Origin of the sequence: Paenibacillus hamazuiensis (assembly GCF_023276405.1) — a bacterium.
Lineage (GTDB): Bacteria > Bacillota > Bacilli > Paenibacillales > NBRC-103111 > Paenibacillus_AF > Paenibacillus_AF hamazuiensis.
Window position 1 is genome coordinate 1567361 of sequence record NZ_JALRMO010000001.1, and the last position, 15069, is coordinate 1582429.

Genomic DNA, 15069 nt, shown 5'->3' on the forward strand with positions numbered 1-15069 from the left:
GGAGGCATGCGATGTATTCGGTAATCTTGGTCGACGATGAAGACGAAGTAAGGGAAGGCATCAAGCGGAAGATCAACTGGGACAGCTGCGGCTTCCGGCTCGCCGGGGATTACGACAACGGCCGCGACGCGCTTGGCGCCATCGATGCGCTGCGTCCCGATGTCGTCATCACGGATATATGCATGCCGTTTATGGACGGATTGGCGCTCGCGGGTCAGGTGGCCGAGCATTACCGGGGCGTCAAAACCGTGATCATCACCGGGTATGAGGAGTTCGACTATGCGAAGAAGGCGGTTAAGCTGAAGGTCAACGATTTCCTGCTGAAGCCGATCAATGCCCAAGAGTTTACCGGTCTTTTGGAAAAAATAAGGCGGGAGCTGGACGAAGAGCGGGAGTCGAAGGAAGATCTCAGCCGCCTTCGCCAGCAGCTTAACCAAAGTTTGCCGCTGCTGCGCGAAAGATTCCTGGAGAGGCTGGCCGCCTCGCGGCTGAAGCCCGAGGAGATCCGGCGACGGCTTGCCTATTTCGGGCTTGAGCTGCCGGGTCCGCATTTTAAAGCGATTATCTTCGATGCGGACGGCTGGCAGCACGATGGCCGCGGTGAAACGGATGCGGAGCTGCTCATGTTCGCCGCGTTCAATATCGTGCAGGAAATATTCGAAAAGGAAAACGGCGGCATTGCGTTCCGGACGCGGGACGACAAGATCGCCGTGTTTCTGTCCGGCGAAGCCACCGAATTGGAAGCGCTGTCACAAAAATTGGCCGGCCACGCCGTTGAAAGCGTCCGAAAGTATATCCGCCTCATGTTATCCGCAGGCATCGGAAGAACGTATGCGGACGTGCAGGCGGTTTCAGACTCGTTTCAGGAGGCGTGCTCTGCGCTCGACTACCGTTTTATGCTCGGGAAAAACAAAATCATCTTGATCGACGACGTGGAGTACGGTCCGAAAATCGGCTCGGCCGGCTATCACGATTGGGAGAAAAAGCTGATTGCCGCGATGAGAACCGGCAAAAGCAGCCAGGTGTCGCAGGTGCTGCGCGATTGGTTCGCCGACCTGAAAACCGTCGCCCCTATCGAACGGTGTTACGGCTTTTTGTACAAGGCGGTCGCTTCGCTCATGAACTTCGTGGCGGAAACCGGCTTTCACGATGCGGAGGTGTTCGGGCACGATCCGTTCTCCCGCATCGCCAAAGGAAAGACGCTGGATGAAGTACAGCTATGGATGGAGGAGACGTGCCACCGGATTATCGCGTATTTATCGGAGCAGCGCTCGCATGTCACTTTGGCGCAAATGAGGCAAGCCGAAGCCTATATTCAGGAGCATTACGCGGACGAGCTGCTTTCGCTTCAACAGGTGTGCGGCCATATTTATATGAGCGCCAGCTATTTCAGCGCGCAGTTCAAGCAGCATACGGGAGAAACCTTCGTCGAATATTTAACGGGAATTCGCATGGAAAAGGCGAAGGAGCTTTTGGCGTTAACCCAGCTGAAAGCCTATGAAATCGCGGCCAGAGTCGGTTACGCGGATCCTCAGTATTTCAGCGTCATTTTCAAACGGCATACAGGTATGACTCCGAAGGATTACCGGAACGCCGCAAAGGCGGATGCCTGCTTATGAGGCAGTTCCTCCCATTTCGCTTTCAAAGCATTCACAGCCACATCGCCATCGCCTTTTCTTTCCTGATTTTATGTACGACGGTTATTTTGAGCTTCAATGCGTACCGGCTTTCCTCCGATGCCGTGACGGAAAATTCCCTTGAATATTCCGCAGAGCTGATGAAGCAGGTGGGCATGAATATCCAGACCTATATCGGCAACATGGAGAGCATCGCCAGCCTGGCTTCCGGAAACGGAGATTTGAAGCGGTATATGTCGCTGGACGATCCCGGAAGTCCCGAAGGGACGGGTTTGGCCGCTCAGCTGACCGGCTATTTCCATTCGATCGTCGCCTCCCGCTCGGATATCGCTTCGATGGTATTCGTCAGCACGAACGGGGGGGCGATATCGAGCCGCACCGATGTGCAGCTGAGGCCGATACCGGAGCTGGTCGGCCAGGATTGGTACCGGAAAGCGCAGCTGAGCGGCGGACGCATTGCGATTTCGCCTTCCCACGTGCAGCATGTTTTTCAAAACGAATACCGCTGGGTCGTTTCGCTCAGCGTATATCTGGAAAATTCTCCGGGCATTTCCGGCGGCGGCGTGCTGCTGGTCGATTTGAATTACAAAGTCATTAACGACCTGTGCACGCAAATTCAATTGGGCAAGCGGGGGTACGTCTTCATCGTCGATCCGGGCGGCGATCTGATCTATCATCCGCAGCAGCAAATCATCTACTCGAAGCTGAAGTCCGAGGATATTCCGGCGGTTTTGCGGGCGGAGGGCGGCTCCGCGACAGCTGTGGAAGGCGATCGAAGCAAGCTGTACACGGTCGGCACGACGAGCTTCGGATGGAAAATCGCCGGTGTGATTTATCCGGAGGAGCTCGCGCGGAATAAACGTGCGATGCAGCTGTCGTCCGCTACCTGGGGACTCGTGTGCCTGATCATCGCGTTAGGGTTATCCTTCATTTTTTCGTTTACGCTGACGCGCCCGCTCAAGAACCTCGAAGAACATATGAAGCAGGTGGAAAGGGGCAACTTTGACATTCGCGTCGATATTGAAAATACGAATGAAATCGGTAAGGTGGCCCGTACGTTTAACCTGATGATCGGTAAAATCCGCGAGCTGATGGAGCAGATCGTGCAGGAACAGAAAATGAAGCGGATCAGCGAGCTCAAAGCGCTGCAGGCGCAAATTCATCCGCATTTTTTATATAATACGCTGGATTCGATCATTTGGATGGCCGAGACGGGTAAGATGGGGGAGGTCGTAACGATGACATCAGCCTTGTCCAAGCTGCTGCGCTCCAGCATCAGCAAAGGGGAGGAGCTCGTTCCCTTGTCCGCCGAACTGGAGCACGTCCGGAATTACTTGACGATCCAGCAAATCCGCTATCGCAGCAAGTTTACTTATTCCATCGAGGTAAATCCGGATATGCAGGAGTGCCTGATCCTGAAAATCGTGCTGCAGCCGCTTGTGGAGAACGCGATTTACCACGGCATCAAAAATAAGGCGGAGCCGGGGCGCATCCGCATTGTCGGAAAGCGGACAAACGGCGCACTGGAGCTGAAGATCGTCGACGACGGGGTCGGCATGGCTCCGGAGCAAGCGGCGGCGATGCTTACGGGTGTTGCGGGTGACCGGGGAACGGAGAAAAGAGCTGGCGTCGGTGTCCGCAACGTCAACCATCGGGTTCAACTGTACTTCGGGGAATCGTACGGGCTTAGCTTCGAGAGCGAACTCGATGAAGGGACGACGGTGACGCTGCGCATACCCGAGCTGCATCGGGAGGTGAGTCGGGATGGTTAGGAAAGCCGTCTTTTGGATAGCCGTCGCGGCTGCGATCGTATTGATATTCGCCGTATCGGGCGCCATATCGGACAAACTCGCGGAGAAGAGCAGGCCGATCCTCGTCGTGCCGAAGACTAACGATACCCGGATCGCTTTCTGGCATGCGCTGAACGAAGGCGTGATGGCCGCGGCCAAGGAATACGGCGTCGACGTTGAGGTGAGGGGGATGAGAGAGGAAGCCGATATTGACGGGCAGATTCGCCTTCTCGAGCAGGCCATTGCGGAAAAGCCGCAAGCGATCGTACTGGCCGCCTCCGATTACAACCGGCTCGTGCCTGTGGCGCAAAGCATTGTGAACGCCGGCATCAAGCTGATCACCGTCGATTCCGGCTTAAGCGGCAATATTTCCTCCAGCTTCATCGCGACGGACAATTACGAAGCCGGCAAAAAAGCCGGATTCGCAATGAGAAGCCTGGTGCCGCCTGGAGCATCCGTTGCGATCGTCAGCTTCGTGAAGGAATCGACGACAGCCATGGAGCGGGAACGCGGGGTAAGGGACAGCTTGAGCGAAGGCGGCATCCGCATCGTCAGCACCTCCTACTCCAACGGTTTGACAGACAAGGCATCGGAAATCACCGAGGGGCTTATCCGCAGCGAACCTAATCTCCATGGCATTATCGGACTCAACGAGGTGTCGACCATAGGGGCTTTGCAAGCGGTAAAGCGGCTGAACGCGGGCGGCACGATCAAGATGGTCGGTTTCGACAGTTCTCCCGAGGAAATCGCAAGTCTGGAGGAAGGCATTCTGCAGGTCATCGTCGTTCAGAAGCCTTTCAATATGGGTTACCTCGCCGTCAAGACGGCGTTTGAGGCGATAAGCGGCAAACGGGTCACCGGTTATATCGATACCGGATCCGAGGTCATCACCAAAGAAAATATGTATACGAACGAAAACCAGAAGCTGTTGTTTCCTTTTGTCGGAGAGAAATGAAAGCGGAGCTGAAAAGCATCCCTTTCCCTTTACAAATACAAAACAATCGCTTAAATCCCTGCTAACACTCCCGGGTTATAATCTAAATGAAGATGGATTTTAAAGGGGAGGCTGGAAATTCGATGAAACTGGTAGTCATGGGCGATTTGCATTATCACGAAGCGGACGCGGCGATTCCGGAATGGGTTGCGGCACGCGACGATTTTTACAGAACGATGCTGGAGCGGTTTTTGGAACTGGAGGCCGATGTGCATATTTCGCTGGGGGATTTGACCAATTACGGCCATCCTTCCGAACTGCAGGAGGTTTACGGGATCATCCGGCAGCATGACCGGACGTTCTACCATGCGCTGGGCAACCACGACCTGTATGCGCAAACGAGAAAAGACGTGCTTAATATCACCGGACAAGCCCGCTACCACGTCATTCGCACGGAAAAGGCGGACCTGGCGTTCATCGACACGGCGAAGGAGATGGATTTCGAGGATTGGGGCGGCTGGGTGGACGAAGAGCAGCTGCGGTGGCTGGAAGGCGTCGTTAAGGCGTCGGGCACAAAACCATTGCTTGTTTTCGCGCATCATCCGGTGTATAACACGACGACCCGATCGGATAAGGAAAAAGGGTCGATCCATCCCGACATCGATATGTGGAAGGTGCTCGGCCAGAAGGAAGGAACCGGCATTTATTTTAACGGCCATACGCATGTCGACTCCATCGTTGCGCAGAAAAACTGGACGTTCGTTCAACTGCCCGCCTGCCTTGACCAGCCCGGCGTAAGAATCGTGGAAATCGATGCCGAAGAAATCCGCATCTCCCCGTTGGACATAGCAAACGACGCGCTGGAGAAAAATGCGGAGATCATGTACAGCAACATGAAGCACTTCAGACCGAATCCGGAAGCGCGCGGCGCCGAATCGGACCGGGGATGCGTCGTCTCGCTGCTGCAGGCCGCGGAGCCTGGGCAGGCTTAGCCGATGAGCGAAATCCGAACAGCGGCGGACAGGGGGGAACGATGAAAAAGAACAGACAATGGGAAAACGAAGCTTTTTTCGAGAGGCTGCGCACCTATCAGATGGTCGCCTCCATCAAGGAGCCGAAGCAGCTGGAAATAGCGCTGTCGCTTAAAAACAATCTTGCCGGCGTCTTTCTGCTGACCGGGCATATTGGAGTTATCAAAGGTTACGTCGATTTGTTCAAAAAACACGAGCTGCCGGTTTTTTTACATTTGGAGAAGATTGGCGGCCTCAGCACGGATACATTCGGCCTTGATTATTTAGCCAAGGTGATCAGGCCGACCGGAATCATCACGACGAAAACCAATGTGGTCAAGATCGCGGAGAAGATGGATTTGCTGACAATACAGCGTTTTTTTCTGGTAGACACGGAGGGTTTGGACAATATTAGCAAAAGCCTCTGCCAAATCGAACCCGATGTCGTGGAGATCATGCCGGCGCGGATTCCGGAGATGATCGGGGAGATCAAAAAGCTCACGTCGCTTCCGATCATTACCGGCGGATTGCTGTTCGACAGAAGCCATGCGGTGGAATGCCTGAGGTACGGCGCAACCGCCGTATCCTCGTCCAAATCGGAGCTGTGGAACGAAGTTTCTTCACCGCATTTTGCATAATTTTTACACAGCCATAATATACGCATAACAATCGCGTTTTATGATAGGAATAGGACAAGTAAATAGCTTTTGGTTGGAGTGAAGGAGAAGCCTTAAGAGCTGCCGGCATCAAGCCTGCGGTATTTTAAGGCTTTTATTGTTATGCAAAATGATGAGGAGGGGTTTTACAATGACAAATCAAAGGAAAGCATCCATCTTGGCGCTCAGCGCCGTATTCATGCTCTCGGCATGCGGCTCGAACACCGCCGGAAGCCCGGAAAAAGCCGCTTCGTCCGGCGGTAAAATCGTCATCAAGTATTGGACAGCCAACGGCGGGAAAATTGAAGAAGCGAAGCAAAACCTGGTGAAAAAGTTCAACGAATCGCAAAACCGCATCGAAGTGCAGCAGGCGAACCAAGGAAACTACGACGATCTGCATGCGAAAGTACAAGCCGCCTTTGCCGCAGGAAACGCGCCGGCCGTCAGCGATCTGGAGATCGCATCGACAGGGGTTTTCGCCCGCTCGGGCATGCTGGTCGATCTGACACAGCTTGCCGCCAGAGACGAAAAGGAAATCGACATCAAGGATTTTAACCCGGGGCTCATGGGCAACGCGTATGTGGACGGCAAGCTGTACGGTCTGCCTTTCATGCGGAGCACGCCGATTTTGTATAAAAACGTGACGATGTTGAAAGACGCCGGACTCGACCCGGCCGGTCCGAAAAGCTGGTCGGAATTTGAGCAGTACGCCCGCGTGCTCAAGTCCAAAGGCAAAGTGCCGATGACGCTGAACGTCGATATCTGGTATTACGAAGCGCTTGTCGCTCAAAGCGGCGGTAAAATGCTGTCCGAAGACGGAAAAAAAGCGATGTTCAACTCCCCCGAGGGTGTTGCGCCGGTAGAATATTGGAAGAAGATGGCGGGAGAAGGCTTGCTGAAGTTCGTCGTGGGAAATACGGCGGGTGCGGATGCGGGCAAAGACTGGGATAACCAAATTTCCGCCTTTAAGTTCGGTTCGACGGCCGGCGTATCGGCGGCGATCGAGGTGGCGAAAGGAAACGGGTTCGAAGTACAGACCGACTTTATGCCGGCAAACAAAGCTTTCGGCGTTCCGACCGGCGGCTGTCAGCTCGTCATCACGTCGAAAGTAAACGAGAAGGAAAAAGAGGCGGCTTGGGAGTTTATCAAGTTTATGACTTCGAAAGAAAACACGATCTACCAGCATAAGTATGTCGGTTATTTGCCTAACCGTCTGTCCGCCCTGCAAAGTGACGAGCTGCAAAACTACTACAAAGAAAACCCGCAGTACAAGGTTGCTTCGGACCAATTGAAATATGCGGTACCGCGTCCGATGGCTACCGGTTATCCGGAAGCGACGAAATTCATTACCGATGCGATCACCAAAGCGATTCTCGAACCGAACGTGAAACCGCAGGACGCGATGAACGAAGCGGCGGAAAAGGCCAACAAACTGCTCAAGTAACAGCTTAACGGATGAGGAGGGGATCGGATGGCGAAGATCGTATTGAAAAACATTTCCAAGGTCTATAAAGACGAAACGGTCATCAGCAATTTAAACCTGACGATTAAGGACGGGTCGTTTACGGTGCTTGTCGGCCCGTCCGGCTGCGGCAAGTCGACGACCTTGCGGATGATTGCCGGTCTTGAGAAGGAGAGCGGCGGCGAAATATGGATCGGCGACAAATGCGTAAACGATACGGCTCCCGGGCACCGGGATGTCGCGATGGTGTTCCAAAACTACGCGTTATATCCGACGATGACCGTTCGCGAAAACATCGAGTTCGGACTGAAAAACCGCAAAGTCCCGAAGCAGGAGCGGGAGGCGCTGGTTCGCGATATTTGCGAAATCGTCGCTTTGACGCCTTATTTGGACAAGAAACCGCAGACGTTGTCCGGAGGTCAACGCCAGCGGGTCGCATTGGCAAGAGCGATGGTCAAGAAGCCGCAGGTGTTTATTCTCGACGAGCCGCTTTCCAACCTGGATGCGAAGCTGCGCAACCAGATGAGGACGGAGCTGATCCAGCTTCATCAGAGGCTGAAAACGACCTTCGTATACGTCACCCACGATCAGGTGGAAGCGATGTCGATGGGCGACGAAATCGTCGTCATGAACAAAGGGGTCATTCAGCAAATCGATTCGCCGATGAAGCTGTACAATGATCCGGACAATCTGTTTACCGCGCAGTTTATCGGCACTCCGGCCATGAACATATTGAAATTCGGCGATGTTCCGGGGCTGCGTGTGGAGACGCAGGAAACGATCGGCCACATCGGGTTCCGCGCGGAGCACGCGCTGCTAAGCCCGAAGGAGCCCGCGGACGGTCTCGCGATCGAAGGCGAAATCATCACCCGGGAAAGCCTCGGTGCGGAGCATATTTACCAGATCAAGTCGGCAGCGGGGACGTTTTTCGTCAAAACGTTCCTGGCGCCGCTGGAAACGGCGAATCACGTCCGCGTCGTCGTGCCGTACCGTTATGTTTATTATTTCGATCCGAATGGCGGAAGAATTCGCGGTATTGGCGGCTTGGCGGAAAACGCCGGTTCAGGAAAGGCAGCGGAAAATAAACTCGTTGCGGTCGGCGGTGCGTAACATGACGACATGGGAAAAGCTTCGTCCGTATGCTATGGTTGCTCCGGCGATCACCGTGTTTTCGCTGTTCTTCATTTATCCGATCTTGTACATGATTTATTTGAGCATGTATAACTGGAATTTTGTCAGTCCGGTCAAGCATTTTGTAGGCTTTGACAACTTCGTCGATCTGTTCCATGAAAAAGAGTTTCTGCAGGTCATCGCCAATTCGACGGCTTATACGATTTTGACGGTGACGTTTACGATCGTTCTCTCGCTGCTGCTTGCTCTTTGGCTGAACCGCAGCGGGTGGTTTTACGGGTTCGTGCAAGGGGCGATTTTCAGCCCGCATATCGTCTCCCTGGTATCCATCGCGATGATCTGGAGCTGGCTGATGGATCCGGAATACGGCCTGCTCAACTGGATTATCGGGTTGTTCGGCTTCGGCAAGCTGGCTTGGCTGGCATCCCAGAAAACAGCGCTGGTGTCGCTTGTCATCGTCGCCGTATGGAAGGGGCTCGGTTACAACACTTTGGTGTTTATCGCCGGGCTGCAAAGCATACCGAAGGATATTTACGAGGCGGCTTCGCTGGACCGCTCCAGCCCTTGGACCACCTTTGCGAAATTGATTTTGCCCATGCTGTCGCCGACGATCTTTTTCCTCGTGATCATCAACATGATCGGCTCCTTTCAAGTATTCGAGACGATTGCGATCATGACGCAGGGAGGGCCGGTGAACGCGACGAATACGCTGGTTTATTATATTTACGAGTACGGGTTCCGCTTCTTTAAAATCGGTTACGCTTCGGCGGCAGGCGTCGTATTGCTGTTCATCGTCGGGATCTTGACGATCCTTTACTTCAAGCTGCTGTCCAAACGCGTACACTATCAATGAAAAAGAGGTGAATCCGTTGAAAGGTGCAAACGACGCGGTCGATATTGGCCGCACCTACGTCAATGTTAGAAGCAAGGAAGCCTCCGCCGCAAAAACGTTCAAATATGTGCTGCGGGTAGTTAATATAGCCGGCATGCTGCTGCTGGTGCTGATTTTCGCCATGCCGTTCGCCTGGATGCTCTCGACATCGTTAAAAACGCTGCCCGAGACGATGATTTTCCCGCCGAACTGGATTCCGAAGCATTTCGTATGGAACAACTTCGCCCGGGCTTGGGGATCGGGCCCGTTCCTCCACTTCATCACCAACAGCATCATAGTGTCGATCGGAATACTGGTGATGCAGATGATGACGATCATCCCGGCGGCCTATGCTTTCGCACGCTACAAGTTTAAAGGGTCCGGGTTTCTCTTCGGCATGGTTATGATCACGCTGATGATCCCGTCGCAGCTCATTTTCCTGCCGGTGTACCTGCAGCTTAGCGCCTGGAAGCTGCTGAATACGCATCTTGCCCTGATTTTGCCGTTCGCATCGAGCGCCTTCGGGATCTTCCTGCTCAGGCAGTCGTTCAAGCAGGTTCCGGAGGAGCTGCTTGAAGCGGCAAGACTGGACAGCGCGAAAGAGTGGCAGATCATCCTGAGGTTGATGGTCCCGATGGCTAAGCCTGTGCTGGCGACCTTTGCTTTGTTCAGCTTCATCGCGCATTGGAACGATTATTTCTGGCCGCTCGTCATGACGACCGACGAAACGGCGCGCACGCTGCCGCTCGGCATTGCGCGGATTCGCCAAGAGGAGGGCGTGGCGAACTGGAACGTGCTGATGGCGGGAAATATGATTCTCGTTACGCCGATTTTGATCGTGTTCTTTTTTGCACAGCGGCAAATTATTCGCGCTTTTGTTTATACGGGTGTGAAGTAACGGAGATTGTGCCGATTCATAGAAACGGAGCCTTGCGGTACGGCGGGGCTCCGTTTTAACGTATATCCGGGGGAAATTCGTGACTTTCAGACAAATTAAGGAGTTTTTTAGCTATATCCGGTTTGAAAGCGATTTATTAAACTGATAGGGCCGCATATTTAGCAATTCAAGGAGGCCTTGATCATGCAAAATGCAATGAAACCGTCCGTTGAATTGAATGAAGAAGAGAAGCCGACCGGCCGGACGCATACTTGGCCGAATGCGATGATCTATGAGGGAGTCCGCGGGATGGAGTCCGGCGGGCTGCAGCAGCGGGCCCGCCATGAAACGATTTTGCCGTTTACCCGTTACTTGGCAGGCCCGGCCGATTATACGGCGATGATCTTCACCGAGCGGCGCAGAGATTCCACCTGGGCCCATCAGATCGCCTGTCTGGCGACGTTTCAGAGCCCGATTTTGACGATCGCGGCCCATCCGCAGAGCGTGCTCGACAATCCTGCGCTGGAGGTGATCCGGAGCATTGAAGCGGTATGGGATGAGACGATTGTGCTGCCGGAGTCGAGCATCGGGGAGCTTACGGTTTTTGCAAGGCGTAAAGGCGGGAAATGGGTGCTTGCCGTGATGGGCGCCGGACCGGCGAGAGCGCTGGATATTCCACTGTCCTTCCTCGGCGAAGGCGAGTACAAGGCAACGCTCGTTCGCGACAATCCGCAAAACGATGCTGCGGTTGTCGTAGAGCGAAGCACCGCGCGGCGCGGCGGCACATTGTCGATCGAGCTGAACAGCGGCGGCGGGTTCGTCGCCCTTTTCATCAAATAACGAAATAAGCCTTAGCTGCGCCTTCCGGGCCGGCTAAGGCTTGATTTCCCGGCGGCGGATCGGCGGTCCGTCTTAACCCCCCGGGATCAGCTTTATCCCCTTGTCCAAGCTCAGAAGCACGGCATGATTCGGATTAAACGTAAAAATACGCCGTATGCCGTAAGCCGACATCACAACCGCCGTGAGCGCCTCGCTCAGCGAATACTGCAGCTCCGGCCGCTCGATGAGAAGCTGCCTCGCCTCCTGCTCCCATTCGGAGCCCCCGGGAATGACGCTGAGTTTTCCGAGTCCGGCCGCCTTTTCGACCGCATTCAGAAAAAAATCGGCCAGCGCATAATCATATTCGTTTCGCAGCCACCGGTGAATCTCGAACAAAATGCTGTTCGTCGTCACAAAATCCCGTTCCAGATCGTCCAGATCCAAAAACAAGGAACGCGCCTTCATATGGTGGGGATCACGTGGGTTCATAAATGCGGCGAACGCCGTTTCGTCGATGAAAACGGATTGTCCGTAAAGCTGGGTATGGCTGATGCTCATCTTCGTCTCTCCTCCTTTCATCGAACCCGTCCGCAAATGCCGTCCAGCAGCAGCAGCGGGTTTTGTTCCTTGCTTTCTTCGGGGATTTGCCGGGTCATTTCCTTCACGCCGTGGGACAAATACTGCTCCACCATATGGCTCAGCACGGCCTGTACGGTCGTTTGCCGCTCGTCTGCGGCCATTTTCAGCTTTTGGTACGTATGCGGATCCAGCTCCAAGGCGTAGTCGGCGTCATCCTGGCCGGAGGAAACGAGGCGGGACGCCTTCGTTTTCATTTTTTCCAGACGGTTATGAATAAGCTGCTTGTAGTTCATCCGTAAATCTCCTCCTTCTCTTTAAAATACAATGATTCGACAGAAAGGGATATTTTTCGGGGATAGGCGGTGCGGCGAGCGTTCATAATTTGGTCATACATTGTTAAAGATTCGGCACCATTTCGTACATCGGCAGGTCATTTTTCTCCTGTACATTGGTTGATGTAAGAACAAACCGATTGAGAGAGGAGAGTATGACACATGAAAAAATGGGCAGTTTTATCGGCAGCGGCAGTATTATTATTGGGGGTGCTCGCGGGCTGCTCCACCTCCGAAAAGACGGACAGCATGAAGACGGACGTAACGACGACATCTCCATCGGGAGGGAACGCTCCAAGCAAGGCGGGGGAATCTTCATCCTCGCAGTCCGGCAAATCGTCCACATCCACTTCGGACAGCGTCACGGGCGGGAGCGGCAGCACAGGCTCCGGAGCATCCGGAAGCTCAGGGACTTCGGGAAGCACCTCGGCGCCAGGGGGCACAGGAGCTTCCTCCGGAAGCGCAGGCGGGACTTCAGCGAAGCCGACCGATTCGGCAGGCGGAGGGACTTCCTCCAAGCCGGCGGATTCCGCGGGCAGCGGGTCTTCCGCGAAGCCGGATGATTCGCAGAAAACGCCAAGCCCGGCGACAACCAAATAATTTCCGATTAACAAGAAGCCGTCTTCCTCTGCGGGGGAGTGACGGCTTTCCATGTTGTCTTCCATTTTGTACCATACCTCCGAAAAATCGCCTTTGCGTACGAAATTTATAAAGAGCGGCGCTTTCTCGTATGTCGAAATCGGTTCGATGCCGCTTTCGGATTAAGATGGGGCTCGGAAGTTTTCCAATTTTCGGTTAAGGAGTGATGCCCATGAACGGATTGAAAGTCCTTGTGGTAGACGACGACCCGAACGTAAGGGAGATTATCCGGCTGTATTTTGAAAAACAGCAAATTCGTTTGTTCGAGGCAGCAAGCGGTGAGCAAGCGCTCGATATGGTAGAGCAAGCGGCGCCCGATATAATCATTCTCGACGTGATGATGCCGGGGATGGACGGATACGATACTTGCCGCGAGCTGATGAAGCTGTACGATATTCCCGTCATCATGCTGACGGCCAAAGGCGATGAGTTCGACCGCGTGCTCGGTCTGGAGCTGGGGGCGGACGATTATGTGACCAAGCCGTTCAGTCCGCGGGAGCTGATGGCGCGGATCAAGGCGATTTTTCGCCGGATGCAGTCAAAAAGGAATGCAGGCGAGGACGATTCCAGGCATATCATCGAGTACGGCGGACTATCGATCCGTCTGGACCGCCGGGAAGTGCTGGCGAGGGGCGAAAAAATCGCCTTTCGTCCGAAGGAATTCGACCTGCTGGCCCATATGGCCAAATCGCCGGGACTCGTCTATTCCAGAGAACAGCTGCTCGAGCAGGTGTGGGGGTACGATTTTTTGGGCGATATCCGGACCGTGGACGTTCATATCAAAAGGACGCGAAGCAAGCTGAGCGACTTTGGCTTCGACTGCATTCATACCGTGTGGGGGATCGGATATAAGTTCGAGGTCGGGATATGATTCCGGGTTTGAGCCGAAGCATATTTCTCCGGCTGCTGTTCAGCTGCATGCTGACCGTGCTGCTCGGCTTGTGTGCCGTGGGACTGACGATATCTTTTTTCACGAAGGATTACATCGTGGAGTCGAAGAAGACGGAGCTGCTCCGCAAGGCGAAAAAAGTCAATTCGGCGATGCAGAACACAAGCGCGATCGATGAAGCGACCAAGGATTTGCTGCTGTTTTTCGACCAATCGTACGATACGCGCATCTGGGTATTCGACCGCAGCGGCAAAATTGTCGCGACCTCCACTCAAGACGAGGTGTCGATCGGCAAATCGGTGGACCGGTCGGTTGTGGATAAGGTGACGGCGGGGGAAAACGCCGTGCTGCAGGTAAAGTCGGAAATGATCACGCAGCCGATGCTTTCCGTCGTCGTGCCATGGGGCAAAGAGGACAAGGTGTACGGAGGCATCGTACTCCACGCTCCGATTACCGGCATAGAGGAGACGATCCGCAATTTGCGGGAAACGATTCTTTGGGCTACGCTGGCCGGTATTGTATTATCCGCAGGGATCGCCTCTTATTTGTCATGGTCGATCTCCCGGCCGATTCAAGCGATCGACCGTTCCGCTGCGCGCATCGGGATGGGCGATTACAGCGAAAGGATCCGCATTTCCTCCAAAGATGAAATCGGCGACCTTGCTTCGACGCTCAACAAAATGGCGGAGAAGCTGGAGCGGACCGACCGGGAGAAGAAGCAGTCCGAACAAATTCGCACCGATTTTCTCGCCAACGTTTCGCATGAGCTGCGGACCCCGCTTACGGCGATGCAAGGTTTTTTGGAGGCGCTGCAGGACGACCTGATCGACGAGACGGGAAGGAAGAAATACTACGACATTTTGTACAACGAAACGCTGCATATGAGCCGGCTTGTCGACGATTTAATGGATCTGATCAAGATGGAAAACGAGGAAATCAGCCTTGCGCTCATTCCGCTCGAAGCCGGGCCGCTGCTGGAAAAAGCTGCGTTCAAATTTGCTTCGGAAGCGGCGGAAAAGGGAACAAGTCTTGAGGTCCGCGTGGAGGACGGCTTGCCGAAAATGTATGCGGATTACGACCGGATCGAGCAAATTTTGAACAACCTGATCAAAAATGCGGTGAAGTTTACGGAAGGCGGTACGATCCGCATGGCCGCGGGCAAGGACGGTGACTACGTCAAGCTGACGGTGTCGGACACGGGTCGGGGAATTGCGGAGAAGGATCGAGAACTCATTTGGGAGCGGTTTTACAAAGTGGACCGAGGGCGTTCCGAAGTTGGGAAAGGGACGGGGCTCGGGCTCTCGATCGTCAAGGAGCTTGTAAAGCTTCATGGCGGCAAAATCGCCGTGGACAGCGCAGTCGATCAAGGAACGACCTTCACGATCTGGATTCCGAGTGTGAAGATGATTTCATAATGTAGTTTAACGGAGCCACGCGAAATGC

Annotated in this window: 15 protein-coding genes; 12 read left to right on the forward strand and 3 right to left on the reverse strand. The window is 54.2% G+C overall.

Going from position 1 to position 15069, the window contains the following annotated elements:
- Positions 1–11: 11 nt before the first annotated feature.
- The 10 genes from MYS68_RS06690 to MYS68_RS06735 all read left to right on the forward strand — a co-directional run bounded on the left by MYS68_RS06690 (position 12) and on the right by MYS68_RS06735 (position 11208).
- Complete coding sequence (locus tag MYS68_RS06690; protein WP_248925088.1) at positions 12–1619, forward strand: helix-turn-helix domain-containing protein; 1608 nt, start codon at positions 12–14, stop codon at positions 1617–1619.
- Positions 1616–3409, forward strand: coding sequence for a cache domain-containing sensor histidine kinase (locus tag MYS68_RS06695; RefSeq protein ID WP_248925089.1), 1794 nt, complete (start codon positions 1616–1618; stop codon positions 3407–3409). Before MYS68_RS06690 ends, MYS68_RS06695 begins: the two co-directional genes overlap by 4 nt.
- Positions 3402–4382: a substrate-binding domain-containing protein gene (locus MYS68_RS06700; protein ID WP_248925090.1), complete on the forward strand. Its 981-nt coding sequence runs from the start codon at positions 3402–3404 to the stop codon at positions 4380–4382. Before MYS68_RS06695 ends, MYS68_RS06700 begins: the two co-directional genes overlap by 8 nt.
- Positions 4383–4504: 122 nt before the next feature.
- A complete protein-coding gene (locus tag MYS68_RS06705) occupies positions 4505–5353 on the forward strand; it encodes a metallophosphoesterase family protein (RefSeq protein ID WP_248925091.1) in 849 nt (282 codons plus the stop codon).
- A 41-nt stretch (positions 5354–5394) separates the two neighbouring features.
- Positions 5395–6009 (forward strand): glycerol-3-phosphate responsive antiterminator, encoded by a 615-nt coding sequence (locus MYS68_RS06710; RefSeq protein WP_248925092.1) that lies wholly within the window; start codon positions 5395–5397, stop codon positions 6007–6009.
- Between the two features lie 169 nt (positions 6010–6178).
- Positions 6179–7471 (forward strand): ABC transporter substrate-binding protein, encoded by a 1293-nt coding sequence (locus MYS68_RS06715; protein WP_248925093.1) that lies wholly within the window; start codon positions 6179–6181, stop codon positions 7469–7471.
- Positions 7472–7498: 27 nt separating this feature from the next.
- Entirely contained in the window at positions 7499–8599 is a 1101-nt protein-coding gene (locus MYS68_RS06720) for an ABC transporter ATP-binding protein (RefSeq protein WP_248925094.1), read from the forward strand.
- Between the two features lies 1 nt (position 8600).
- Positions 8601–9473, forward strand: a complete 873-nt coding sequence (locus MYS68_RS06725; protein WP_248925095.1) for a carbohydrate ABC transporter permease — start codon at positions 8601–8603, stop codon at positions 9471–9473.
- Between the two features lie 133 nt (positions 9474–9606).
- On the forward strand, positions 9607–10389 hold the full coding sequence (locus MYS68_RS06730) for a carbohydrate ABC transporter permease (RefSeq protein ID WP_248930831.1): 783 nt from the start codon (positions 9607–9609) through the stop codon (positions 10387–10389).
- A 183-nt stretch (positions 10390–10572) separates the two neighbouring features.
- Positions 10573–11208: a glycoside hydrolase family 97 C-terminal domain-containing protein gene (locus tag MYS68_RS06735; RefSeq protein WP_248925096.1), complete on the forward strand. Its 636-nt coding sequence runs from the start codon at positions 10573–10575 to the stop codon at positions 11206–11208.
- Positions 11209–11280: 72 nt separating this feature from the next.
- Here MYS68_RS06735 and MYS68_RS06740 read toward each other — a convergent pair whose 3' ends face one another.
- The 3 genes from MYS68_RS06740 to MYS68_RS06750 all read right to left on the reverse strand — a co-directional run bounded on the left by MYS68_RS06740 (position 11281) and on the right by MYS68_RS06750 (position 12763).
- The gene (locus MYS68_RS06740; protein WP_248925097.1) at positions 11281–11745 is read right to left on the reverse strand and encodes a type II toxin-antitoxin system VapC family toxin; all 465 of its coding nucleotides are present in this window, start codon (positions 11743–11745) and stop codon (positions 11281–11283) included.
- Positions 11746–11762: 17 nt separating this feature from the next.
- The gene (locus tag MYS68_RS06745; protein WP_248925098.1) at positions 11763–12059 is read right to left on the reverse strand and encodes a hypothetical protein; all 297 of its coding nucleotides are present in this window, start codon (positions 12057–12059) and stop codon (positions 11763–11765) included.
- A 137-nt stretch (positions 12060–12196) separates the two neighbouring features.
- On the reverse strand, positions 12197–12763 hold the full coding sequence (locus MYS68_RS06750) for a hypothetical protein (RefSeq protein ID WP_248925099.1): 567 nt from the start codon (positions 12761–12763) through the stop codon (positions 12197–12199).
- Between the two features lie 146 nt (positions 12764–12909).
- Between MYS68_RS06750 and MYS68_RS06755 the strand changes: the two genes are divergently transcribed.
- Positions 12910–13608: a response regulator transcription factor gene (locus MYS68_RS06755; protein WP_248925100.1), complete on the forward strand. Its 699-nt coding sequence runs from the start codon at positions 12910–12912 to the stop codon at positions 13606–13608.
- Positions 13605–15041 carry a sensor histidine kinase gene (locus tag MYS68_RS06760; RefSeq protein ID WP_275983438.1) on the forward strand — a complete coding sequence of 479 codons (1437 nt, stop codon included), beginning with the start codon at positions 13605–13607 and terminating at the stop codon, positions 15039–15041. The genes MYS68_RS06755 and MYS68_RS06760 overlap by 4 nt, the downstream gene beginning before the upstream one ends.
- The last annotated feature ends 28 nt before the right edge of the window (positions 15042–15069 follow it).

Excerpts from the sequence above, each read along its gene's own strand:
- MYS68_RS06690 (WP_248925088.1), top strand. The coding sequence starts at position 12 with ATGTATTCGGTAATCTTGGTCGACGATGAAGACGAAGTAAGGGAAGGC.
- MYS68_RS06695 (WP_248925089.1), top strand. The coding sequence starts at position 1,616 with ATGAGGCAGTTCCTCCCATTTCGCTTTCAAAGCATTCACAGCCACATC.
- MYS68_RS06700 (WP_248925090.1), top strand. The coding sequence starts at position 3,402 with ATGGTTAGGAAAGCCGTCTTTTGGATAGCCGTCGCGGCTGCGATCGTA.
- MYS68_RS06705 (WP_248925091.1), top strand. The coding sequence starts at position 4,505 with ATGAAACTGGTAGTCATGGGCGATTTGCATTATCACGAAGCGGACGCG.
- MYS68_RS06710 (WP_248925092.1), top strand. The coding sequence starts at position 5,395 with ATGAAAAAGAACAGACAATGGGAAAACGAAGCTTTTTTCGAGAGGCTG.
- MYS68_RS06715 (WP_248925093.1), top strand. The coding sequence starts at position 6,179 with ATGACAAATCAAAGGAAAGCATCCATCTTGGCGCTCAGCGCCGTATTC.
- MYS68_RS06720 (WP_248925094.1), top strand. The coding sequence starts at position 7,499 with ATGGCGAAGATCGTATTGAAAAACATTTCCAAGGTCTATAAAGACGAA.
- MYS68_RS06725 (WP_248925095.1), top strand. The coding sequence starts at position 8,601 with ATGACGACATGGGAAAAGCTTCGTCCGTATGCTATGGTTGCTCCGGCG.
- MYS68_RS06730 (WP_248930831.1), top strand. The coding sequence starts at position 9,607 with ATGCTGCTGCTGGTGCTGATTTTCGCCATGCCGTTCGCCTGGATGCTC.
- MYS68_RS06735 (WP_248925096.1), top strand. The coding sequence starts at position 10,573 with ATGCAAAATGCAATGAAACCGTCCGTTGAATTGAATGAAGAAGAGAAG.
- MYS68_RS06740 (WP_248925097.1), bottom strand. The coding sequence starts at position 11,745 with ATGAGCATCAGCCATACCCAGCTTTACGGACAATCCGTTTTCATCGAC.
- MYS68_RS06745 (WP_248925098.1), bottom strand. The coding sequence starts at position 12,059 with ATGAACTACAAGCAGCTTATTCATAACCGTCTGGAAAAAATGAAAACG.
- MYS68_RS06750 (WP_248925099.1), bottom strand. The coding sequence starts at position 12,763 with ATGGAAGACAACATGGAAAGCCGTCACTCCCCCGCAGAGGAAGACGGC.
- MYS68_RS06755 (WP_248925100.1), top strand. The coding sequence starts at position 12,910 with ATGAACGGATTGAAAGTCCTTGTGGTAGACGACGACCCGAACGTAAGG.
- MYS68_RS06760 (WP_275983438.1), top strand. The coding sequence starts at position 13,605 with ATGATTCCGGGTTTGAGCCGAAGCATATTTCTCCGGCTGCTGTTCAGC.